Genomic DNA, 21,956 nt, shown 5'->3' with positions numbered 1-21,956 from the left:
TCCGTCCAGGAAACCGATCCCGCGCGTTCGGCTTGTGAATTCAGCAGCGATCATCAGGCGTATTGTTTTTCCAGCGCCTGCAATTGCCCCCAACTGGTGTCGTCCACGGTGATGCCATGCTCCATCCGGTACGCATACGCCCGCTGTTCAGGGTCGCCGGGCAGCAACAGGTCGCCCTGTGGGCGCGATTGACGCACCCAATCCAGCAGCGCGGGAATCTCCTGCTGATAGCTGTCGGCGCCGCCCAAGCGCGCCGGATCGATCAACACCGACAGCATACTGTTGATAATACCTTTGCTCTTGCCGTCGGCGGTGCGCTCGGTACGCCCGCCGGTGAGTGCCGCTCCCAATAACGAACAGACCAGCGCCAACCCGGAACCTTTGTGCTGGCCGAACGCCAACAGCGCGCCGAACGGCGCTTCCATCAACCAACGCGGATCCACCGCCGGTTGCCCCTGGTCATCCACAATTTGCCCCGGCGGCAGTTCGCGACCTTCATTCCACGCGATGCGCGCCTTGTTGCCCGCAATCACGCTGGTGGCGAAATCCAGCACCACCGGTGCGGCATCCACCACCGGCACCCCGACGCAGAACGGATTAGTACCGAAACGCGGCTGCTGGCCTTGCCACGGCATCACAATAGGACGGGTATAGACATTGGCGAAATGCAGCGACACCAGCCCCGCTTGTGCCGCCTGTTCCGCCCAGGCGCCGATACGCCCCAGATGGTGCGCCTCCGACAGGCTGATCACCGCCACGCCGTGCGTCTGCGCCCGTTCAATACCCTGCGCCACCGCCTGACGCGCCACTACCTGCCCAAAGCCATGCTGGCCGGAGAACGCCAGCATCGGCCCGGCGTCCAGGGTTTTCTCAGCCTCGGCGTGAGGGTTCAGCGCGCCCTCATCAATGGCGGCGAGATAGCGCGGCAGCATGCTGACGCCGTGGGAGTCATGCCCTTTCAGACTGGACTCCACCAGATTATCGGCGACAACACCGGCGGGGCCGGCATCCACAGCCGCCTCCGCCAATCGCTCACGCAAATAACTGCGTAAATAATGATGAGAAAATACCGGCATACCTCACTCCGAAATAAATCCGTCAATAGAAAAGTCGTTTTACTATAATCGCCCCAGGAAGGTGGATAACTGCATATTCTGACTTTACTCATGACAAATTATGATTAAGCGGATATTTCAATCGGTGTATTGGCGTAGCCAACCGAAAAAAAACGGCGTGCAAACGAATACAACGAATACAACGAATACAACGAATACAACGAATATTGAACGGGCAATGGGCATCTCGCTTTAATAGCGAACGCTACGCGCAGCCCATGCGGATATGGAGCATGTAAAGATTTCAATTCCCGCCAGAGCTGGATGCGGTCGGGAAAACAACCTTGATGAAAAGGTTTTTCGCTTTCAATCACCGGGTACTCGCCGCCTTCTCCCCCTAAATAATTCGGGTTGCAGGACAACATGTTAGCGTTGAACAATGCGGCCGGGAGTAGAGTTGAACGCAGCTTGTTACGGCCCTGAAAGGACGAGACTCAGGGAGGGCCGAGTCATCAAACCAACACGCCAGCGACGTGAAGTATGGCGGTTATATCATTCGTATTTCTCAGCCATAGAAAATATCCGCATTTTATTTTCATAAAAATAAATAAACTAAAATCCAATAAGATATTCCCAAAAAAATTTATTTCCCCAGCCACACTTCTCTAGCATAAAAAAACACTTCCGATATCAGCGTGAAGTCTCTTGTTTAACGTATTGCTGATTATTCCGTTATTTAGAACCTATCCCAGTAGGCGTTATTGACACAGCCCGAAAAGAAGCCGGTTCAGATACGAAATACCAGAGAAACACCTGAGACGCTCAAACACAACCTGGAACGGTGTAGCCATTCACTCAACGAGCCCTTATGGAATGGGCTCTCAATGCGACTCAGACTATGGGAACCAATATCGTGGGAAATACAACCATCACGCCGACGGAGAAAAAAACGCGCCGACCCGAGCGATTCGCCCCGCTGCTCCTGCTGCTGGCGCTCAGCACAAGCAGCTTCACGACGGCATGGGCGGAAGGTACGCTACGCATCGCGCAACAGTTTGGCATCGGCTACCTGACTTTGGATGTCGTGCGCGACCAGCAACTGATTGAAAAACAGGGTAAGGCTCAGGGGCTGGAGATCAAGGTAGACTGGAGTACGCTGTCCGGCGCCACCGCCATCAATGAAGCGCTGCTCTCCGGCGCGCTGGATATCGCCTCCGCCGGTTTGCCGCCGTTGCTGACCCTCTGGGATCGGACATACGGCAAACAGAATGTACGTGCCATCGCCTCGCTGGGGTCGATGCCGAATTATCTGCTCAGCAACAATCCGGCGGTGAAAACCGTACAGGATCTGAGCGACAAAGATCGCATCGCCACCCCCGCCGCAGGCGTCGGCTTCCAATCCCGCACGCTGCAAATAGAAACTGCCCGGCTGTTCGGCAACAGTGAGTTCAAACGGTTCGATACCCTTACCGTCAGCCTACCGCATCCGGACGCCAACGCCGCGCTGATCGCGGGCGGCTCGGAAATCACCGCCCATTTTTCCAGCCCGCCATTTCAGTATCAGGCGTTGGAACACCCCAACGTTCACAAGATCCTGAGCTCTTACGATGTACTGGGCGGGCCGGGTACCTTCAACGTGCTCTACACCACGCAGAAATTCCATGATGAAAACCCGAAAACCTACCGCGCCTTCTATGACGCGCTGGTTGAGGCCGCCGCGATCATCAAGGCCAACAAGGCCGCGGCAGCAGAAACCTATATCCGGGTGGAAAAGTCCTCACTGCCGCCGGCGCTGGTCAAGCGCATCGTGGAAGACCCGGAAATAGATTTCACCACCGTTCCGCAGCGAACCTACGTTTATGCCGATCGGCTGTACCAGTTGGGCGTGCTGAAAAACCGGGCGGCGTCATGGAAAGACTATTTCTTTAGTGAGATTCACGACCAGCCGGGCAGTTGACGCCCGGCCAGCAGGAGAGCGTTATGACTGACATTGCACCCCGGCCGCTGCTGGAAGTAAAAGGCGTGGATCTCTTCTATCGCACCCACCGTGCGCTAATTCAGGCCACCCATGACGTCAGTTTCGACATCTACCCGGCGGAACGCTACGTGCTGTTGGGGCCTTCCGGTTGCGGTAAATCCAGCCTGCTCAAAGCGATTGGCGGGTTCCTGCCGCCCGCCGGCGGCGATATTCTGTTGGACTCCCATCCGGTATCGCGACCCGATCCAGACCGTATGATGGTGTTCCAGGAATTCGACCAACTCCCCCCCTGGAAGACGGTGCTGGAAAATACCCTGTTCCCGCTGCTCGCCAGCCGCAAACTGTCGAACAGCGAAGCACGGGAGCGCGCATTGCACTTTCTCGACAAAGTGGGACTGGCGAAATGTGCCGATGCCTATCCACACACGCTGTCCGGCGGGATGAAACAACGTGTAGCGATCGCCCGCGCGCTGGCGATGCAGCCCAAAATCCTGCTGATGGACGAACCTTTCGCTGCGCTGGACGCGCTTACCCGCCGTCAAATGCAGGAAACGCTGCTGGAACTGTGGGAGGAGGTGCGTTTTACCTTACTGTTTGTTACCCATTCCATCGACGAGGCGCTGGTGGTCGGCAGCCGAATTTTGCTGCTGTCGCCGCACCCTGGGCGGGTACGTGCCGAAATCAACTGCCACGCATTTTCACTGAGTGACCAGGGCGGCGCGGCGTTCCAGCACACCGCCCAGCGTATTCACCATTTGTTGTTTCCGGCCGGCGCCGTACCGGCCGTTGATGAGCCGCAAGGAATCTCCCATGAATACCTCACCCCCAATCCGACCTGAATATCAACGCGAACTCGCACCGCTGCCCGCACGCCGGCTGGAAGCGCCGTTACCGGTGCTGACGCGGCTACTCGGCCTGGCGGCATTCCGTCGCCTATTGCTGCTGGCGCTACTGTTGAGCATCTGGGAATTGGCTGCGCGCTGGCAGAACAACGACATGCTGCTGCCGGGCTTTTGGCAAACGCTGCAAGCGTTCCGGCAGGACATATTCAGCGGCGAACTGCCGCAGAAGATCGCCATTTCGCTCGGCACCTTGTTGAAAGGTTATGTCATTGGCAGCCTGCTGGCCCTGTTGTTGAGCACGCTGGCGGTTTCCGTCAGGTTCGGGCGCGACCTGCTGGCGTTGCTGACCAGCATGCTCAACCCGCTGCCCGCCATCGCGCTGCTGCCGCTGGCGTTGCTGTGGTTCGGGCTCGGTGAAAAGAGCCTGATTTTCGTCCTGGTGCACTCGGTGATGTGGCCGATGGCGCTCAACGCCTACAGCGGTTTTCTCGGCGTGCCGGAGACGCTGCGCATGGCCGGCCGCAATTACGGCCTGACCGGCTGGCGCTATGTCTCGCAGATCCTGATTCCGGCGGCGCTGCCCGCCATCATTTCCGGCCTGAAAATCGGCTGGGCCTTCGCCTGGCGCACCCTGATCGCTGCAGAGCTGGTGTTCGGCGCATCCAGCGGTAAAGGCGGGCTGGGCTGGTACATTTTTCAGAACCGCAATGAACTCTATACCGACCGCGTATTTGCCGGTCTGGCGTCGGTCATTCTGATCGGCCTGCTGGTGGAAGGGTTATTTTTTTCCACACTGGAACGGCTGACCGTCAGGAAATGGGGCATGCAGCGGTAGCTGTCGGCTTCGTATCGGCACATGATTTTTTATGGGAGAGCAAGATGATAGCCATCAAAGTTCCTGACACTTACCTTAATCAGGACGGCATTATCGCCCGCGTGGGCGACTATATTCAGCCGCTCGCCCACCGGGTGCTGATCGTCACCAGCCCCCGCGCCTGGCAAGCGGCCTCGGAGCAGGTGACAGCCAGCCTGGAGCGGCACGGATTACACTATCGGGTGCTGTTCCTCGAGGGCTATTGCACTCGGGAAACGGTAGCGGCGCTGCATGAACAGGCGCTGGAAGAACGGGCGGAGTTAATCCTCGGCATCGGCGGTGGACGGGTACTGGATACCGCCAAGGCCGTCGGCAATCACCAGGCGTCGTTGCCGGTGATTACGGTACCCACTATCGCCGCCACCTGCGCGGCCTGGTCCCCCATCAGCGTGGTGTACAGCGCACAGGGCGCGCACCTGGGCGCCATCACCCTGCAGCGACTGCCGGTATGGGTACTGGTCGATAGTGAAGTCATCGCCCGTTCGCCGGTTCGTTATCTGAAGGCAGGGATCGTTGACGCGCTGGCGAAGTGGTATGAATTCCAGCCCTACCTGCGCCACGGCGACGATGCGCTGGCGTTGCAGATCAAGGCGCAGGTCGCCCGGCTGGCGGTGGACGTTTTCGATCAGTACGGCGAGCAGGCATTGGCGGACAACCAGCGCCAGCGAGTCACCCCCGCGTTACACAAGGCGATTGACGGCGCCATCGCACTGGCGGGCGTCGCCAACAGTTTCCGGGATGATAAGCCCCGTTTGGGTGTCGGCCACGCCATCCACAATAGCCTGACGCACTTGCCCGCTCTGCAGCAGTGGCTGCACGGCGAAAAGGTCGGTTTCGGGCTGGCGGTGCAGGCGCAACTGCGCCGCTACGGCAGCCCCGTCACCCCCACAGGCGCTGGGGCTGCAGGAGACGGATTTCGCGACAATCGTCGCGCAAGTCAAGATCCCGGCCGACGTCGCCGCACGTCTGCCGTTCGCAGTGGACGACAACGCCCTGCAACTGGCGCTGTGGGCGACGCTTCCCTGAGCACAGCGTCAATGACGGGCCAGAACGGGGAAGAGGATGTTTCCTTCCTCATCCCCTTCAGTGCGCCACCGGGTTAACTTCGCCAGCACAAACCATGCGCCGTCAACCGCTCCCCTGCCATCATCACCTTGTCGGGAAGATCGACATGCCCGATAAAACCGGCGCCTGATGGGCCATACCCATTGCTATCATCGTTAAGACGGCGAAGCTCGCCCAGCATCATGGCGATATAACGCTCAATGTCCCATATACCTGGCAGTTGCCCCCCCATAATGACCGGTACATCGCCAATCCTGACCAGATACGGAACAAACACCGGCCAACTGATGAAACGGCACGGCATTCCCTTTTTACGCCAATGAAACATAAAGGTTTCAACCGTTCGCCGCTGCATCAGCGGATCCTGCACCAGGATAATGTTGCGCCATGTCCGCTGCCCATCACGCAGCAACTCGCTACTGAAATCGGCATTCTCACCACAGTTTCTGGAACGGGGCTCCATCAGAATCTGCGCGTCCGCCATACCGAACACCCGTCCGGCAATTGCGCTTAGCATCTCCGCTTCACACATGCCGGCCGTATCGATAGTCGTGGTCAGGGGGTTTTTCGCCATCGCTGTCTGCAACAATGCTGTCGAATGCCCGATGCCGCCGCTCAGTAACACCGGGATGTTGATGGATTGCGCCAACGCCAATGCACCCAAAATGTTGGGCAATACCGCATGACCGGCCAGAATAAGCCCATCAGGATTGATATGAGTAAGACCGGGCATATCGTCTTGCGCCAGCCAGGTTGCCAGCGTATTCAGGTCAGTCATCATCGCGTCGGATAAGTGCATGGCGTCCTCGTTAACGGATATCCCCGTCATATCGTCGGGATTGTTAGTGTAGCCAGGGATGGTGTCAACGCCTGCAACGTCCCCTGATCCGGCGAGACGCCCATCAGGGCGTCAAACCGGCTTCAGTACGCGACGGACGTCGGCCTAAGCGAATGCCGTGATGAGAAGGCCGCAGCCCACATTAACTGGCTACGGTGTAGGCTAATGCTTCACCAGCGGCGACGTGTCTGCGGGTTGCGTTGCCGTGGAATCGGCATGCTGAACCATCACGTTAGCCTTAAGCTGCAACAATGCTGCGGTGTACGGTTCCGCCCGCCGCTCGGCAAAGCCATCGATCAACAATCCGATCGCCCCCAGCAGTATCAACGTCGAACCCAGACCACGCCCCCACTCGGGCCCCGCCAAATAGTGAAAGCACAGCCCCACGGCAACCAGAATACCCAAGGCATAGAAGGTCACTCGAAAATTGGCGTTGACCTGTTGCATACGAGGCAACTCCTTTTGCACCAGCTCGGAAGGATTCTGATAGAAACTGTGCTCGATCACAGCCACCTGTTGATCGGTACGCAAGCCAACACCGGCCCCGACACCGATTAGCAACAACCCAAACAGTATTGCCGGCACCGCGACGCCCCAGCCGTACCCGCTGCGCTCCGCTTTCAGTGCTACCAGCCCAAAGATAACCAGCAGAATGCCTGCCAGCGCGATAAACCATAGGGCTTCGGTCTTTTCCCCACGAAAATATGTGTGCATGGCGTCGATAAATGTCACTTTTCTTCTCCTTCTCGTCGATTGAATGGATAGGTAAGGTGCTAATCAGCAAAGACCGAGATACCCGCGTACCACCGGGCTTTCGCCGTGTCGTCCGTCAGTGCAAGCAGTACAGCAGCACATAATTCGCGACTTGCCGACGGTAAACCGGCTTCGCGATATGCTGCGGATACGCCTGACATCAGCGCCTCGGCCCCAATGATCAATCGGAAATTTTGGGGCAATTGCGGGGCCGCCGCATGGCATAGCTCGGCAGACAGAGAGTGGGCCTTGCGGCAAACCGAAGGCCGTACAGCATAGATGGAACATCGGGAATCATGCAGAAAGGCACAGTCGGATAAGCCTGCATGGTGCGACGACGAAGGCTTTGGAACGGCCGTGTGATGGCGCAAGCGCGCGATCAGCGCAACCTGTTCGGCCGGAGAACGGCGCTGCAATGCTTCAGCAATGCGGAATGCCTCGGCATCGATAATTTCTACGCGAAGACGGCAGCAATGGCTACAACCCACCTTGCAGGCCGGTTTTAAGGTGCTTGACGATTCCCGTTGAAATACGACATCGACGGCTCGATGGAGATCGCCGATAAATTTGATTGCATCGTCGGCGTTGTGACATTCCTTGAGGTAGGCATAACCGCGTTGCCGAACTCTCTCGATGGCCATCAGAAAGTCGGCACGTTCATCTTCTGTCAGCCCCTCTTGGGCGGACGACGCGGCAACCTGTCGAACCCCCATGCCCGGCGGTGCGTCAGGGTCTAAGTCGGTTTTCTTTCCGTTGATCAACATGGCGAGCCTCGTTTGCCTGGACGCCGTCTATTCTCCGGAGAAGACAGATAATTCCACTAGCAATATGCGCCAGAGTGCCAACGTTTTGCGCCACCCACCGCCACGTCGAGACGGTGCCATCTCCGTGCGCTGTCGTGCGTCAGGCAACCTGCGGACAACACGGCGACATGAACAACGCTATGCGCTTCTCAACATGATGAATTTTACTGTCGCGAAAAAGTGCGTACCTGGGAACCGCCTCCATGCGGATAGTGACCGACCCCTTGCTGGCGCGTGAATCGATGAAGTGACAGTCAGGAGTTGCCCTGGACGATACTGCGGCACAGCCGAAGGGGCGTTCTTCGGCAACCCTAAACGATGACGGAGATCCCTCCCTCATATCTCTACGCTGTCATTCGTGACGCGCGGCAGGTAGCAACGCATCACGAATCCGGTAACAAACAGGCCAAATCAGCCGGCTGTTTCGCCTGACATCGAGAACCTGGCCGCCGCACTCAACACGGCCAACACCGAAGCGGTAACGATGTTCGAGTGTTGACCAACGCCAAAGCGCGAGCCTGGCACACCGACCATGGCGGCCTCCACAATGGCCAGCGCGACCGCATCCGAACCTGCGCCCAGGCTACGTTCCTCATAACTGTCGAGGCGCAACGGTAAACCCAACGCCGCCACCGTCGCAGCAATAGGGCCATTGCCTGTACCCTCGTAGGTTTTGATGTTGCCATCGGCATCCGCGAGCTCCAGCACGATGCCCAGCCCGTTCGGGTGATCAAACAAATGGTAGTTGCGATAAATAAAGCCGGATTGTTCCCGCACCGGGGCAAGGTAGGCACGCTCAAATACCGCCCAGATTTGCTCGCTGGTCAGTTCCGTCTCGCTGGCATCGGCCTGCGCCTGGACTATCGCGCTGAACTCTACCTGCATGCGGCGCGGCATGACGATGCCGTGGTCACGTTGCAGCAGAAAGGCAATCCCCCCTTTGCCCGACTGGCTATTGACTCGCACGATGCTGTCGTAAGTACGGCCCAAATCTTTAGGATCGATAGGCAGGTAAGGCACGCACCAGGGCGCATCTGCCTGTTGCGCGGCAAAGCCCTTGGCGATGGCATCCTGGTGCGAGCCGGAGAACGCGGTGAAGACCAGATCGCCGACATACGGGTGGCGCGGATGAATAGGCAGCGCGGTACACGCCTCCGCCACGCGGGCAACCGCCGCGATGTCGGAAAAATCCAGGCCTGGCGCAATGCCCTGGGTGTACAGGTTCAGCGCCAGCGTCACCACATCAACATTGCCGCTACGCTCACCGTTGCCGAACAGACAGCCTTCGACCCGTTGCGCCCCCGCCAGCATGGCTTGTTCGGCACAGGCCACGCCAGTGCCCCGATCGTTGTGGGGATGCACGGAGAGGACGATATGTTCGCGCCGCGCCAATCGCCGATCTATCCATTCAACCTGGTCAGCGAAGACGTTAGGGGTGGACACTTCGACCGTGGTCGGCAAGTTGATGATCATTCTCCGCTGCGGCCCGGCGTCCCATGCACGGATAGCGGCATTGCAGACAGCCAGTGAAACATCCAACTCCGCCATGCAGAAGGTCTCGGGCGAGTATTGCAGGATCCATTCGGTGTCCGGATGAGCTGCGGTCAGCCGTTTGAACAGCGCGATGTGACGTTCCACCATGTCGATAATCTGCGGCACGCTCATGCCGAATACCCTCTCACGCCAGACGGGCGCAATGGCGTTGTAGACATGCACGATCACTCGCCGCGCCCCAGCCACGCTGCGCACCGTCTCGGTGATCAAGTCATCGCGCAATTGCGTCATGACCATAGGGGTAACATCTTCGGGGATTTGGTCTGCATCAATGAGATGACGCACGATCTCGAAATCAGTACGCGAGGCGGCGGGAAAGCCGACTTCAATTTCTTTGAAACCAATGCGTACCAGTTCATGGAACAAGCGCAGCTTGCGCTCACGGTTCATCGGCTCAAACAACGCCTGGTTGCCGTCTCGCATGTCGGTGGACAGCCAGATCGGCGCCTGCGTCAGGGTACGTGACGGCCACTCACGATCGGCAAGATTGACCGGGGAGAGCGGGCGATATTTCTGGGAAGGATCAGTCAGCATGAAAAACACTCCTGGGAAATCGTTGGCACCTAATTCCCCTGGCTCGGAACAAGCTGACGGTGGTCGGGGTCAGGGGGAATCAGGATGGGTCATAGCACGAACGGGCGCGCGCAGACCCCGACCGGGAGGGAACCCGCGTGAGTAGTCGTTGTGCAAGACAGAATGCGAACATAAGTAAATAGCCCCTGTGGATGACTGACTTCCGATATTAGGCTTGCATGCATCGTCCATCTACATAAAAATAGACAGATTCTTTATCTATTTGGACAAGCTGTATCGCCATGGGCTTTTCATCTCCCGAAGACGGCTGTCATGCGCTCGACCTGAGCGTAGGAGAGGCGTGCGGTCTGCCGGTATTCGGCGTAACCGTGCGCTACCCTGCGGGCCATGTCGTTCCTTTGCACACGCATGCGCATGGTCATCTGATATATGCGAATCGCGGTTTATTACGTGTAGAAGCCGAAAGCGGCCAGTGGCTGGTGCCGCCCACGGCGGCGGTCTGGTTACGGTCTGGCGTGGCGCACCGTCTGGTTGTGCCCGTGGCACTGCAGGCACATGGCCTGTTCGTGCGCGATGATGTTTGCGCCCGTCTGCCGGCCGCCGATTGCGTTGTGCATGTCTCCGCTCTGCTGCGCGAGTTGATCATGGCATTGACCCAAGCCGACAGCCCGACCACACCGTCTCAACGTATACGCTTGCTTAGCGCGCTTCTGGTCGAAGAACTGCACAACCAGCCCGTTCTTCCGCTTCATCTCCCCTGGCCGACGGGCGATGCTGACAGCCCGATACCCCATGTGTGTCAGGCTCTGCTGGACAACCCCTGCAATGCCGCCACCGCCGCCGAGTGGGCAGACAAGCTGGCAATGGCCGATAAAACGTTCCATCGACACTTTATCCAATCGACCGGCATGACCTTCGGTAAATGGCGTCAGCAATTACGGTTGATGTCGTCTCTGACGCTATTGATGCAGGGAATGCCGATAACACAGGTGGCACTGGCGAGTGGTTACGATAGCCACAGCGCCTACACCACGGCATTCAGTAAACAATTTGGCCAGCCGCCTTCTGCATTTGCAGCGAATAGATAAAAAGCCACCGCGTCGGCCCGCAGGGCGGCGTACAGGGAGATGCGCCATAGCAAAACCGGGCCTGTAGCCCGGTTTGCCTAAAGCGCTGCGGCACTATTCTTGGCGGGCGGGGCGCGGTTCCGCCTGCCGCGCCATCGCCTGTTCATACGCCCGCGCTTTTTCCGTGTCGAACTGCCCTTCCCATTTGGCGATGACCAGTACCGCCAGCGCATTGCCCACCACGTTCAGCGCAGTACGGGCCATGTCCAGAATACGATCGACGCCCGCGATAAACGCCAATCCCTCCAGCGGAATGCCGACGCTGCCCAGCGTCGCCAGCAGTACAACGAAAGAAACACCCGGTACACCGGCGATCCCTTTGGAGGTGATCATCAGCGTCAGCACCAGCATCAGCTCCTGCCACAGACTCAGGTCGATACCATAGAGCTGGGCAATGAAGATGGCGGCAATGCTTTGGTACAGGGTCGAACCATCAAGGTTGAACGAGTAACCGGTCGGCACCACGAAGCTGGTGATGGCTTTCGGCGCGCCGTAAGCCTCCATCTTCTCGATGATGCGCGGCAGTACGGTTTCCGAGCTGGCGGTGGAGTACGCCAGCACCAGTTCATCCTTCAGGATACGAATCAGCGTCATGATGCGCAGGCGACAAATCCGCGCCACGGTGCCCAACACCACCAGCGCAAAGAACAGGATCGACACATATACCATCACCACCAGCTTCGCCAGCGGCCACAACGAGGCGAAACCGAAGTTGGCGACAGTCACCGAAATCAGCGCAAATACTCCAACCGGTGCGTAGCGCATGATCATATTGGTGACGCGGAACATGGTTTCCGACGCGCTGCGAAACACGTTCAACAACGGGTCGCGCTGTTCACGCGGCAATGAGGACAGCCCCAGACCAAACAGCACGGCGAAGAAAATCACCGGCAGCATGTCCCCTTTCGCCAATGCAGCGAAAATGTTAGGCGGGATCAGCGACATAATCGTCGTAATCAGACTGTGTGAGCCGCTCTGCACCTGTTCGGTGGTCTTCTCATACTGGGAAATATCCACGCGGGTCAGCATCGACATGTCGATACCGTGACCGGGCTGGAAAATATTCGCCAGCGTCACCCCCAGCACAATCGCCAATGTGGTGATAATTTCAAAATAAAGAATGGTTTTCAGCCCGATACGGCCCAGTTTCTTGGCATCGCCCACCCCGGCAATCCCCACCACCAACGTGGTAATCACGATGGGCACGACGATCATCTTGATCAACCGGATAAAAATATCACCGGCCGGGCTGAGAATATTGCTGATCAACCACTGCTTGTCGGCAGGGTATTCATGCAAAAAAGCCCCGACGGCAATACCGAGGATTAACGCGATGAGAATTTGCCATGCGAGGCTAACATTCTGTTTTTTCATCATAGGATCCATTGTCTGTGCTCCCTGCAACCCATCGACGGCATAGCATTTGCCGCCACCGCGTCGGCGCGATGCCGGGCGGCTGGATACAAAGGGGGAAGTATGAAGATCGGCAAGGCCCGTTATGTAAAGCAGCCCGCCAGGGTACTGGTTGTTTTATTGCCCGGCCGACGTTATCGGCCTCGGCGTGATATGCCGCAGACGCTTGCCGGGTGAGAACCGCCCGGTGAACGGCACCGCGTCTTCCGCAACATAGTTATTCACCTGGAGCGCACAACTATTTGTATCAAAAAAGAAATTTATATTCATAAGTTATTGTTATGGCTGGGCATGCTACTATCCCCCCCGCATGAGATCAAGCAAAACATACCGTCAGATATTCATAATTATGCGGATATCCGTCGTCGACGGGCAGTGCAGGAGCGGCGATAACCTAAGCAAAAACAGCACGTTTTGCCATTTCAGCGCCTGGGAAAAATCGTTGCGGTGAAATAAACCAAACGGGCATCCGCAGGGATGCCCATCCGATATGCGTGGGTGATATGGGTCAGATCTGATAGTCGATGGCAGTTTCGCTGTCATCACTCAAGACACGCGCTTTGATCTCTTCCTGAGTCAACTCCGGGTTGCACAACTGAATGAATTTCCAGGTGTAATTGCGCTGCAACTGACCGCGCTTAAGCCCCAGCCAGACGGTACTGGCCTCAAATAAATGACGGCCGTCCAGTTTAATCAGACCCACATCGCGTTCGGCATCAAACGATTGATCCGCCACGATCCCCACCCCTAAACCCAACCCCACATAGGTTTTGATCACGTCGGAATCCTGGGCGCTGATGGCGACATGCGGCGACAGTCCGGCGGCGGAAAACGCGCGATCGATGCGGGAGCGCCCGGTAATCCCTTGTCGATAGGTAATCAACGGCACCGCGCTGAGCTTGTCCAGCGTCACCACCGGCTCGCTGGCCAGCGGATGCCCCTCCGGCACCAGAATGGCATGGTTCCAGCGGTAATAAGAGAACGCCGCCAATGAACCGGTATTCATCAGTTGTTCGGTCGCGATGCCGATATCTGCGGCGCCGGACTCCAGCATACTGACGATCTCGTCCGGCGTACCCTGATTCAACACCAGTTGAACCTGCGGATAGAGCGCACGGAATTCGCGGATCACCGTCGGCAGGCTATAGCGCGCCTGCGTGTGGGTGGTGGCGATCACCAACTGCCCGCTATCGTTATCGCTGAACAGATTCGCCAGCCGGCGGATATGGTTGGCGTCGTTGAGAATACGCTCCGCCATAACCAGCAACTCCTTGCCCGGCTCAGTCATCCCCAGCAGCCGCTTGCCGCGACGGATAAAGATCTCAATCCCCAGTTCCTCTTCCAGCTCTCGGATATGGCGGCTTACGCCGGACTGGGAAGTGAATAGGCTATTCGCCACCTCGGTGAGGTTGTAATTGCACCGTGATGATTCACGGATAATTTTCAACTGTTGAAAATTCACGTCCTGGATCCCTGTCAATCATGCCTGTTAGCACTATTGATACGAAGTATTGTTATTCCACACAAATAAAAAAAACTTACTATTTATAACTTTTAACCATAATTAAATCGTCGAATCCCGTAATTATCGGCACTCAGGCATACTGAGCGGCATTACGAATTCAGGCTAACCGGGTCAGTTATGTTAAGCGGTATTTTTTTCGCGCTCTCCGCCGGGTTGATGTGGGGGCTGGTATTTGTTGCACCGTTACTGGTGGCGGATTATCCCGCCGCGTTACAGTCCACTGCGCGTTATCTGGCATTTGGGCTGGTGGCGCTGCCGCTGGCGTGGCTCGACAGAACACGGCTGCGCCAGCTTCAGCGCGCCGACTGGCTGGAGGCATTGAAACTGGCGGCGGTGGGCAACCTGCTGTATTACCTGTTTTTAGCCAGCGCCATTCAACGCACCGGCGCGCCTGTCACCAGCATGATCATCGGTACATTGCCGGTGGTGATGGCCGTCAGCGCCAATCTGCTCTATAGCCGTCACGAAGGGAAATTGTCATGGAAACGTCTGGCGCCGGCACTGCTGGCAATCGCTGCCGGGCTGTTGCTGGTGAACATCGCGGAACTTGAACTGACGGCCCCGACCTCGCTCAGCCATTATCTCTCCGGTATTGCGCTGGCGCTGCTGGCGCTCGCCTGCTGGACCTGGTACCCGCTGCGCAACGCCCGCTGGTTGAAACAAAACCCGGCCACCACTCCCGCCACCTGGGCCACTGCGCAAGGCATCATGACGCTACCGCTGGCGTTGGCGGGGTTTGTGCTGGTCAATGGTTATCTGGCGCTGACGGCACCCGCGTTCTCATTGCCATTTGGCCCCGACCCGTGGGTGTTTATCGCACTGATGATCGCGATCGGGTTACTCAGCTCCTGGCTGGGCACACTCTGCTGGAATGCCGCCAGCCAGCGGCTGCCGACGGTACTGGTGGGGCCATTGCTGGTGTTCGAAACGCTGTCGGCGCTGGCGTACACCTTTCTGCTGCGCCAGGCATGGCCGCCGTTGATGGCGCTGGCGGGCATCCTGTGTCTGATTGTCGGCGTGATTTACGCCATGCGGCTCAAACCGCAACCGGTGGAACAGCCGGAAAAGCCGACGTCAAACGCCCGCACCGGCGAATGCTGACGCGCACATTCCTCCGACGCGCAGGACCTGCGCGTCGGTCGCCATTTATGCCGACTGAGACAAAAACGCGGAGACATCCTGCTCCACCTCCTCCATCTGCCTGAGCGCGTCCAGCGTATCGCGCGCCTCCTGCTCATCCAGCCGGCTCATGGCGAACCCAACGTGAACCAACACCCAACAGCCGAGCAGCGCCTCATCGCCCGCCACCAACGCCACATTGACTTCTCGCCGCACGCCGCAAACATCCACCCACGCCAGTTGCTGCTCTTCTGACGCCCACTCTACTACCTGACCCGGTATACCAAGGCACATAGCCGGTTGCTCCCTGTTCATCGCATTGTTGATTCAACATGATATGCCAGCCTAAGCAAATTCGGTGCCAGAGACGTTGATCGCAACAGGGTAATGGTGTCGATGCATGATTTGTCAGGACTTTCATTCCGCCCTTTCCCACGCGACGACCATTCTGCGCCCACCGCCTGCCGTCGTTAGCCGCAGGCTCGTCAAAAGTGTCGACATGATACGAAAACGGCCGAATTCCGCTCGGCGATGAAAACTCGTCGACTGTCGACGGTGACGACGCAACGCGACGCATGCCGGAAAAAACGTCGTCACTAATGTCGAGTTACCGTTTTGCAGACACGTCAAACGCAAAACGAAAAACAATTAACTCATTGAATTAATTTAATATAAGTCCAATATTTTTCTTATGGCATGAAAAATGCTTTCCGGGGTAAAACATTCATTATCACCCCGGAGGGTATGGCTATGAACCGCTTCGTCATTGCGGAGCCAAAACGTTGTATCGGATGCAACACCTGTATGGCCGCCTGTACACAGGTGCACCGACAGCAAGGTCTGCAAACCCATCCGCGACTGACGGTGGAGCGTGATGCCGGCGGCACCGCGCCGGTGTTGTGCCGTCACTGCGAAGATGCGCCTTGCGCCAAAGTGTGTCCGGTCAATGCCATCAGGCATGAAGATCATGCAGTAATGCTGGATGAGAACGCCTGTGTTGGCTGCAAACTCTGTGCGATTGCCTGTCCGTTTGGCGCGATTACGCCATCCGGCAGCAAGCCGTTGTCCACGCCGGAAACCTTCGACCAGCACATTCCGTTGTCGCTGTTGTCGGATGTTCCGGTCAGCGTTTCGTCCATTCATCCCATGCTGTCCTGGAACGCCGGGATACGCAGCATCGCGGTGAAATGCGATCTGTGTCATTTCAGCGAACAGGGGCCGGAATGCGTCCGCGTTTGTCCCACCCAGGCGCTCTACCTGATTGACGATACGGAACTGGACAACGCCGTCGCCGCCAAGCGTATGCAGGCGGCGGTCTGGCCGGCCGGCAACGACCCCTTCCCGACAACGGACCATCAACGGGAGCCGAAACTATGATGACCACTCTGGAATGGCTGGGGCTGTCGCTGTCGTTCTATCTGGCTGGCGCGCTGCTGTCATTATTGCTGTGCCGTCAGGAAACACTGGCGATCCGCGCCAGCGGCCTGTGCGCGTTTATCGGCGGTTGCGCCGGCGTGGCGGCGGCATTGCCGGTTCTGCTCGGCGGCGCCGCCGTTACCGCCGTCTTTAGCGGGCCGTTCGATGCCTTCGCGCATCTGACGCTGCGTGTGGATGCGCTGGCGGCCTTTATGGTGCTGGTGATTTCGCTGCTGGTTATCGTCACCGCACTCTACTCGCTGGCTTACCTGCAGGAATACCGCGGGCGCGGCGCCTGGGCGATGGGGTTCTTCATGAACCTGTTTATCGCATCGATGGTGGCGTTGGTGGTGGTCGATAATGCCTTCTACTTCATCGTACTGTTTGAAGTGATGTCGCTGAGCTCCTACTTCCTGGTGATTTCCGACCAGGACGAAGAAGCCATCAGCGCCGGGCTGCTGTATTTCCTGATTGCGCACGCCGGTTCGGTGCTGATCATGATGGCCTTCTTCCTGCTCTATCGTCACAGCAACAGCCTCGACTTCGCCGACTTTCGTCAAGCCTCGCTGTCTGCGCCGCAGGCGTCCGTCGTCTTCCTGCTGGCGTTTTTCGGTTTCGGCGCCAAAGCCGGGATGTTGCCGTTGCACGGTTGGCTACCACGCGCACACCCGGCGGCGCCGTCGCATGCATCGGCACTGATGTCCGGCGTGATGGTGAAAATCGGTATCTTCGGCATCATCAAGGTCGGTATTGATCTGCTGGGCGCCACCGAAGCCTGGTGGGGCGTCGTGGTGCTGGCATTCGGCGCCGTGTCTTCGGTGCTGGGCGTGCTGTACGCACTGGCGGAGCATGACATCAAACGGCTGCTGGCGTACCACACGGTAGAAAACATCGGCATCATCTTGATGGGCGTCGGCGTCGGCATGATCGGCATCGCCACCCACCATCCGCTGCTGGCGCTGCTCGGCCTGCTCGGCGGGCTGTACCACCTGCTCAACCATGCGGTGTTCAAAGGGTTGCTGTTCCTCGGCGCCGGCGCGGTGATCTACCGCGTTCACACCAAGGATATGGAAAAAATGGGCGGTCTGGCGCGTCAGATGCCGCGTACCGCGCTGGCGTTTCTGACCGGGTGTATGGCCATCTCCGCGTTGCCGCCGCTCAACGGCTTCGTCAGCGAATGGTTTACCTATCAGTCGCTATTCACCCTCAGCCATGACGGCGGCATCGGCATGAAACTGGCGGCGCCCATCGCTATCGTCATGCTGGCGATTACCGGCGCGCTGGCGGCGATGTGCTTCGTCAAGGTTTACGGCATCAGCTTCTGCGGCGCGCCGCGCAGCGAAAAAGCCGCTCAGGCGCGCGAAGTGCCGTGGCCGATGACCGTCGCCATGCTGCTGTTGGCGCTGTTATGCGTACTGCTCGGCATCGGCGCCAGTCTGGTCTCCCCCATCATCACCGGCATCGCCGCTGATCTGGCGCACACCAGCGCGGTCGCGGTATCGCAAGGCAGCCAGGTCTTCCCCGGCGACAGCCGCCAGACCGTGCTCGATACACCGCTGATCTTCATCCTGCTGCTGGCGCTGCCGCTGCTGCCGCTGGCGATCTACAGCCTGCTGCGCGGCCCGCGACTGGACTTCCGCCAAAAAGGAACCCCCTGGGCTTGCGGCTACGGCTATGAATCCGCCATGTCCGCCTCCGCCGGCAGCTTTACCCAACCGCTGCGGGTGATGTTCGCGCCGCTCTACAAGATGCGTAAAACCCTCGACCCGGCTCCCGCCATGCAGCGTGCGTTGGAGCGTACCACGCAGGCCGCCGCGCGCACCGAACCGGTGTTCGACGACCATATCGTGATGCCGATTGTGCGCGGCGTGCAGCGTCTCAGCCGTACCGCGCAGTGGATCCAGCACGGCGATTTTCGGGTGTACTGCCTGTATGTGGTCGCCGCGCTGGTGATCCTGATGCTGGTCACTGTGGTTTAAGGAGAAAGAGCCATGACACAAACCGCCTTGTTGATTCCCCTCGTCTGCGCGCTGTTGCAGGCAGTGGTCATGATGGCGGCAGCTCCGCTGCTGTCCGGTATGTCCCGCGTGATCCGCGCCAAAATGCACTCCCGCCAGGGCCCCGGCGTGTTGCAAGACTACCGCGACCTGTTCAAATTGCTGCGTCGTCAGGAAGTGGCGCCCCAACACAGCGGCGGCGTATTTCGTCTGATGCCGTTCGTGCTGCTGGGCACCATGCTGCTGGTGGCGATGACACTGCCGGCCGTAACCGATGCCTCGCCGTTCGGCGCCGGCGGCGATGTGATCACCCTGCTGTATCTGTTCGCGGTGTTTCGTTTCTTCTTTTCGCTGGCAGGGCTGGATTCCGGCAGCACCTTCGCCGGCATCGGCGCCAGCCGCGAGCTGACGCTCGGCATTCTGGTGGAACCCATCCTGATGCTCGCCCTGTTGGTGGTGGCGTTGATCGCCGGTTCGACCAACATCGGCAACATCAGCCAGCATCTGGCCGGCGGTAACTGGACGTCGCCCACCGCTACCGGGCTGGCGCTGCTGGCCTGCGCCTTCGCCACCTTCATCGAGATGGGGAAAATCCCGTTCGACGTGGCGGAAGCGGAACAGGAACTGCAGGAAGGGCCGCTGACCGAATACGCCGGCGCCGGTCTGGCGTTGGTGAAATGGGGCATCAGCCTCAAGCAGGTGGTGGTCGCCGCGCTGTTTCTGTCGATTTTCATCCCGTTCGGTAAGGCGGCCGCCTTTTCTGCCGCCGGTCTGCTGTGGGGAACGCTACTGCTGTTCGTCAAACTGGTGGTGGTGTTCGTCATCGCCGCGCTGATTGAAAACAGTCTGGCGCGCGGACGTTTCCTGCTAACCGGGCGCGTTACCTGGCTGGGCTTCGGCGTTGCGGCGCTGGCGTTCGTTTTCTACCTCACCGGTCTATAAGGAGTCGGCATCCATCATGGAGAATATTGCCCTTGCGACCCTGCTGCTGCCGTTTCTCGGCGCGCTGCTGATCGCCTTCATGCCGCAGCGAATGGCCAAAGTGCTGTGTACGTTGTTCGCCCTGCTGGCTACGCTCGGTATGGCGGCGCTAGCCTGCGCCTATTTCAATAACGGTAAAACAGACGTGGTGTTCACGCTTTACCGCTACGGCCAGACCGACCTGTTCGGCTTCGTGTTCGATCGCATCAGTTTGTTGATCGGTTTCGCCGTCGTTTCGCTCGGCTTTCTGGTCAGCCTCTACTCCTGCGGCTACCTGACGCTGGGCAACCGCGAGCACCCGCACGACGGCAGTAATCGCTACTATGCGTTTCTGCTGGTGTTTATCGGCGCGATGGCCGGGCTGACGCTGTCGTCCACCATTCTGGGACAACTGCTGTTCTTCGAAGTCACCGGCGGTTGCTCCTGGGCGCTGATCGGTTATTACCAGAAACCCAAGTCGTTACGTTCGGCGCTGAAGGCGCTGCTGGTGACTCACGTCGCGTCCATCGGCCTGTATCTGGCGGCCGCCTGGCTGTTCGCCACCACCGGCACCTTCGCGCTGAGCGCCATCGCGCAGCTGGATGACACCAGCAAGATTGTGGTGTTCGGCGGCGTACTGTTCGCCGCCTGGGGGAAATCCGCCCAGTTGCCGCTGCACGTCTGGCTGCCGGATGCGATGGAGGCACCCACCCCGGTGAGTGCTTACTTGCATGCCGCGTCGATGGTGAAAGTGGGGGTGTATATCTTTGCCCGCGCGATCCTCTCCGCCGGCGATGTGCCGCACATTATCGGCTGGGTCGGCGCCATTATGGCGACCCTCACGCTGGTGTACGGTTTCCTGATGTATCTGCCGCAGAAAGACATGAAACGGCTGCTGGCCTACTCCACCATCACCCAGCTCTCCTACATCTTTCTGGCGCTGTCGCTGTCCATCTTCGGATCACGCATGGCTTTCGACGCCGGCATGGCCTACATCTTCAACCACGCCTACGCCAAAAGCCTGTTCTTCCTGGTGGCAGGCGCGCTGAGCTACAGCTGCGGCACCCGCATGCTGCCGCAACTGCGCGGGATGATGAAGCGGCTGCCGTTGCTGGGCATCGGCTTCTGCGTAGCGGCATTGGCGATCACCGGCGTACCGCCGTTCAACGGCTTCTTCAGTAAATTCCCGCTGTTCGCCGCCGGGTTCGCCCTGTCGCACGAGCAGGTCTGGCTGCTGCCGCTGTTGGTGATCGCACTGGTGGAATCGGTCGCCAGCTTCGCCTGGTTCCTCTACTGGTTTGGTCGTACCGTGCCGGGCGAGCCGTCCGAGGAAGTGGCCAACGCCACGCCGGTGCCTGCGTCCATGAATATCGTACTGCTGGTGCTGATCGTGATGTCGCTGTGTTCGAGCGTTATCGCCGCACTCTGGCTGAAATAAGGAACGAATATGACTGGATCACTGCTTGTCAACAATCTGGCCGGTCTGTTGATCATCACCTCGCTGTTGGTGATCGCCGCCAAAAAACCCACCGTGTCCTCCTGGCTGTATGCGCTACAGTCGCTGGTGCTGGTGCTGATCTTCGTCGCGCTGGGCGGGCTGTTGGGCTCCCATGAGCTCTATTTGTGGTCGCTGACCGCGTTCGTCACCAAGGTCATTCTGGTGCCCGCCATCATGTATCGCGCTTTCCGCAAGCTGTCGGATCCTAACGCCGACGGCGGCGTGCTCAGCACCGCCACGCTGATACTGATCGCCACGCTGATCGTCCTGGTGAGCTACTTCGCGGTAGCGCCGGTGCAGTTGCCGATGGTCAGCAACCTGAAGCCGGTGCTGGCGGTTTCGCTGGGCCATTTCCTGATCGGCCTGCTGTGCATCGTCAGCCAGCGCAATATCCTCAAGCAGGTGTTCGGCTACTGCCTGATGGAAAACGGCGCGCACCTGACGCTGGCGCTGCTGGCCTATCGCGCGCCTGAGCTGGTGGAAATCGGCATCGCCACCGACGCCATCTTCGCCGTCATCGTCATGGCGCTGATGGCGCGTAAAATCCACCGAACGCTGAACACGCTGGACGTTCAGCAACTGACCGCACTGAAAGGGTGACTGTC

At 58.7% G+C, this 21,956-nt stretch carries 18 protein-coding genes and 1 pseudogene; 11 read left to right on the top strand and 8 right to left on the bottom strand.

Annotated features, from left to right (window positions below):
- Window positions 1-53: 53 nt before the first annotated feature.
- Entirely contained in the window at window positions 54-1,076 is a 1,023-nt protein-coding gene (locus tag DPA2511_RS06670; RefSeq protein WP_012764919.1) for a malate/lactate/ureidoglycolate dehydrogenase, read from the bottom strand.
- A gap of 877 nt (window positions 1,077-1,953) precedes the next feature.
- Between DPA2511_RS06670 and DPA2511_RS06665 the strand changes: the two genes are divergently transcribed.
- The 4 genes and pseudogenes from DPA2511_RS06665 to DPA2511_RS21215 all read left to right on the top strand — a co-directional run bounded on the left by DPA2511_RS06665 (window position 1,954) and on the right by DPA2511_RS21215 (window position 5,775).
- Window positions 1,954-3,012 (top strand): ABC transporter substrate-binding protein, encoded by a 1,059-nt coding sequence (locus DPA2511_RS06665; RefSeq protein ID WP_023638202.1) that lies wholly within the window; start codon window positions 1,954-1,956, stop codon window positions 3,010-3,012.
- Window positions 3,013-3,035: 23 nt separating this feature from the next.
- Complete coding sequence (locus tag DPA2511_RS06660) at window positions 3,036-3,872, top strand: ABC transporter ATP-binding protein (RefSeq protein WP_012764917.1); 837 nt, start codon at window positions 3,036-3,038, stop codon at window positions 3,870-3,872.
- Entirely contained in the window at window positions 3,844-4,710 is an 867-nt protein-coding gene (locus DPA2511_RS06655; protein WP_012764916.1) for an ABC transporter permease, read from the top strand. The genes DPA2511_RS06660 and DPA2511_RS06655 overlap by 29 nt, the downstream gene beginning before the upstream one ends.
- 44 nt (window positions 4,711-4,754) lie before the next feature.
- Window positions 4,755-5,775: pseudogene (locus tag DPA2511_RS21215) on the top strand (iron-containing alcohol dehydrogenase family protein).
- Between the two features lie 73 nt (window positions 5,776-5,848).
- On the opposite strand, the gene DPA2511_RS06645 reads toward DPA2511_RS21215, so the two are convergent.
- The 4 genes from DPA2511_RS06645 to DPA2511_RS06630 form a co-directional block, all read right to left on the bottom strand.
- The gene (locus DPA2511_RS06645) at window positions 5,849-6,613 is read right to left on the bottom strand and encodes a YdcF family protein (RefSeq protein ID WP_012764914.1); all 765 of its coding nucleotides are present in this window, start codon (window positions 6,611-6,613) and stop codon (window positions 5,849-5,851) included.
- Between the two features lie 201 nt (window positions 6,614-6,814).
- On the bottom strand, window positions 6,815-7,384 hold the full coding sequence (locus DPA2511_RS21210) for a hypothetical protein (RefSeq protein WP_012764913.1): 570 nt from the start codon (window positions 7,382-7,384) through the stop codon (window positions 6,815-6,817).
- Between the two features lie 41 nt (window positions 7,385-7,425).
- Complete coding sequence (locus tag DPA2511_RS06635; protein ID WP_012764912.1) at window positions 7,426-8,169, bottom strand: YkgJ family cysteine cluster protein; 744 nt, start codon at window positions 8,167-8,169, stop codon at window positions 7,426-7,428.
- Between the two features lie 450 nt (window positions 8,170-8,619).
- Window positions 8,620-10,296: a 2-isopropylmalate synthase gene (locus DPA2511_RS06630; protein WP_012764911.1), complete on the bottom strand. Its 1,677-nt coding sequence runs from the start codon at window positions 10,294-10,296 to the stop codon at window positions 8,620-8,622.
- A gap of 281 nt (window positions 10,297-10,577) precedes the next feature.
- Between DPA2511_RS06630 and DPA2511_RS06625 the strand changes: the two genes are divergently transcribed.
- Window positions 10,578-11,384 (top strand): AraC family transcriptional regulator, encoded by an 807-nt coding sequence (locus DPA2511_RS06625; RefSeq protein ID WP_012764910.1) that lies wholly within the window; start codon window positions 10,578-10,580, stop codon window positions 11,382-11,384.
- Between the two features lie 93 nt (window positions 11,385-11,477).
- On the opposite strand, the gene gltP is transcribed toward DPA2511_RS06625, so the two are convergent.
- Both gltP and cbl read right to left on the bottom strand, forming a co-directional pair.
- Complete coding sequence (gene gltP / locus DPA2511_RS06620; RefSeq protein ID WP_023638201.1) at window positions 11,478-12,797, bottom strand: glutamate/aspartate:proton symporter GltP; 1,320 nt, start codon at window positions 12,795-12,797, stop codon at window positions 11,478-11,480.
- A gap of 547 nt (window positions 12,798-13,344) precedes the next feature.
- Entirely contained in the window at window positions 13,345-14,298 is a 954-nt protein-coding gene (gene cbl, locus DPA2511_RS06615) for an HTH-type transcriptional regulator Cbl (RefSeq protein WP_012764908.1), read from the bottom strand.
- Window positions 14,299-14,478: 180 nt separating this feature from the next.
- On the opposite strand from cbl, the gene DPA2511_RS06610 reads away from it, so the two are divergent.
- Window positions 14,479-15,462, top strand: a complete 984-nt coding sequence (locus tag DPA2511_RS06610) for a DMT family transporter (RefSeq protein ID WP_012764907.1) — start codon at window positions 14,479-14,481, stop codon at window positions 15,460-15,462.
- 45 nt (window positions 15,463-15,507) lie between these two features.
- On the opposite strand, the gene DPA2511_RS06605 is transcribed toward DPA2511_RS06610, so the two are convergent.
- Complete coding sequence (locus tag DPA2511_RS06605) at window positions 15,508-15,774, bottom strand: HypC/HybG/HupF family hydrogenase formation chaperone (RefSeq protein ID WP_012764906.1); 267 nt, start codon at window positions 15,772-15,774, stop codon at window positions 15,508-15,510.
- Between the two features lie 456 nt (window positions 15,775-16,230).
- Between DPA2511_RS06605 and DPA2511_RS06600 the strand changes: the two genes are divergently transcribed.
- Genes DPA2511_RS06600 through hyfE form a run of 5 tightly spaced genes read left to right on the top strand, consistent with a single transcriptional unit; the run spans window position 16,231 to window position 21,951 of the window.
- Entirely contained in the window at window positions 16,231-16,857 is a 627-nt protein-coding gene (locus DPA2511_RS06600) for a 4Fe-4S dicluster domain-containing protein (RefSeq protein ID WP_012764905.1), read from the top strand.
- On the top strand, window positions 16,854-18,875 hold the full coding sequence (hyfB, locus tag DPA2511_RS06595; protein WP_012764904.1) for a hydrogenase 4 subunit B: 2,022 nt from the start codon (window positions 16,854-16,856) through the stop codon (window positions 18,873-18,875). Before DPA2511_RS06600 ends, hyfB begins: the two co-directional genes overlap by 4 nt.
- Before the next feature lie 12 nt (window positions 18,876-18,887).
- Complete coding sequence (locus DPA2511_RS06590) at window positions 18,888-19,835, top strand: respiratory chain complex I subunit 1 family protein (protein ID WP_012764903.1); 948 nt, start codon at window positions 18,888-18,890, stop codon at window positions 19,833-19,835.
- A 16-nt stretch (window positions 19,836-19,851) separates the two neighbouring features.
- Window positions 19,852-21,291: a hydrogenase 4 subunit D gene (locus DPA2511_RS06585; protein ID WP_012764902.1), complete on the top strand. Its 1,440-nt coding sequence runs from the start codon at window positions 19,852-19,854 to the stop codon at window positions 21,289-21,291.
- 9 nt (window positions 21,292-21,300) lie between these two features.
- On the top strand, window positions 21,301-21,951 hold the full coding sequence (gene hyfE, locus DPA2511_RS06580) for a hydrogenase 4 membrane subunit (RefSeq protein WP_012764901.1): 651 nt from the start codon (window positions 21,301-21,303) through the stop codon (window positions 21,949-21,951).
- The last annotated feature ends 5 nt before the right edge of the window (window positions 21,952-21,956 follow it).

The sequence above is a fragment of the Musicola paradisiaca NCPPB 2511 genome (assembly GCF_000400505.1).
Taxonomy (GTDB): domain Bacteria; phylum Pseudomonadota; class Gammaproteobacteria; order Enterobacterales; family Enterobacteriaceae; genus Musicola; species Musicola paradisiaca.
The sequence above is the reverse complement of the archived record's forward strand: the minus strand, read 5'-3'. Positions and strand labels throughout refer to the sequence as shown.

Bases quoted from the DNA above. Each gene is read 5' to 3' on its own strand.
- DPA2511_RS06670 (WP_012764919.1), bottom strand. From the start codon at position 1,076: ATGCCGGTATTTTCTCATCATTATTTACGCAGTTATTTGCGTGAGCGA.
- DPA2511_RS06665 (WP_023638202.1), top strand. From the start codon at position 1,954: ATGGGAACCAATATCGTGGGAAATACAACCATCACGCCGACGGAGAAA.
- DPA2511_RS06660 (WP_012764917.1), top strand. From the start codon at position 3,036: ATGACTGACATTGCACCCCGGCCGCTGCTGGAAGTAAAAGGCGTGGAT.
- DPA2511_RS06655 (WP_012764916.1), top strand. From the start codon at position 3,844: ATGAATACCTCACCCCCAATCCGACCTGAATATCAACGCGAACTCGCA.
- DPA2511_RS06645 (WP_012764914.1), bottom strand. From the start codon at position 6,613: ATGCACTTATCCGACGCGATGATGACTGACCTGAATACGCTGGCAACC.
- DPA2511_RS06635 (WP_012764912.1), bottom strand. From the start codon at position 8,169: ATGTTGATCAACGGAAAGAAAACCGACTTAGACCCTGACGCACCGCCG.
- DPA2511_RS06630 (WP_012764911.1), bottom strand. From the start codon at position 10,296: ATGCTGACTGATCCTTCCCAGAAATATCGCCCGCTCTCCCCGGTCAAT.
- DPA2511_RS06625 (WP_012764910.1), top strand. From the start codon at position 10,578: ATGGGCTTTTCATCTCCCGAAGACGGCTGTCATGCGCTCGACCTGAGC.
- gltP (WP_023638201.1), bottom strand. From the start codon at position 12,797: ATGAAAAAACAGAATGTTAGCCTCGCATGGCAAATTCTCATCGCGTTA.
- DPA2511_RS06610 (WP_012764907.1), top strand. From the start codon at position 14,479: ATGTTAAGCGGTATTTTTTTCGCGCTCTCCGCCGGGTTGATGTGGGGG.
- DPA2511_RS06605 (WP_012764906.1), bottom strand. From the start codon at position 15,774: ATGTGCCTTGGTATACCGGGTCAGGTAGTAGAGTGGGCGTCAGAAGAG.
- DPA2511_RS06600 (WP_012764905.1), top strand. From the start codon at position 16,231: ATGAACCGCTTCGTCATTGCGGAGCCAAAACGTTGTATCGGATGCAAC.
- hyfB (WP_012764904.1), top strand. From the start codon at position 16,854: ATGATGACCACTCTGGAATGGCTGGGGCTGTCGCTGTCGTTCTATCTG.
- DPA2511_RS06590 (WP_012764903.1), top strand. From the start codon at position 18,888: ATGACACAAACCGCCTTGTTGATTCCCCTCGTCTGCGCGCTGTTGCAG.
- DPA2511_RS06585 (WP_012764902.1), top strand. From the start codon at position 19,852: ATGGAGAATATTGCCCTTGCGACCCTGCTGCTGCCGTTTCTCGGCGCG.
- hyfE (WP_012764901.1), top strand. From the start codon at position 21,301: ATGACTGGATCACTGCTTGTCAACAATCTGGCCGGTCTGTTGATCATC.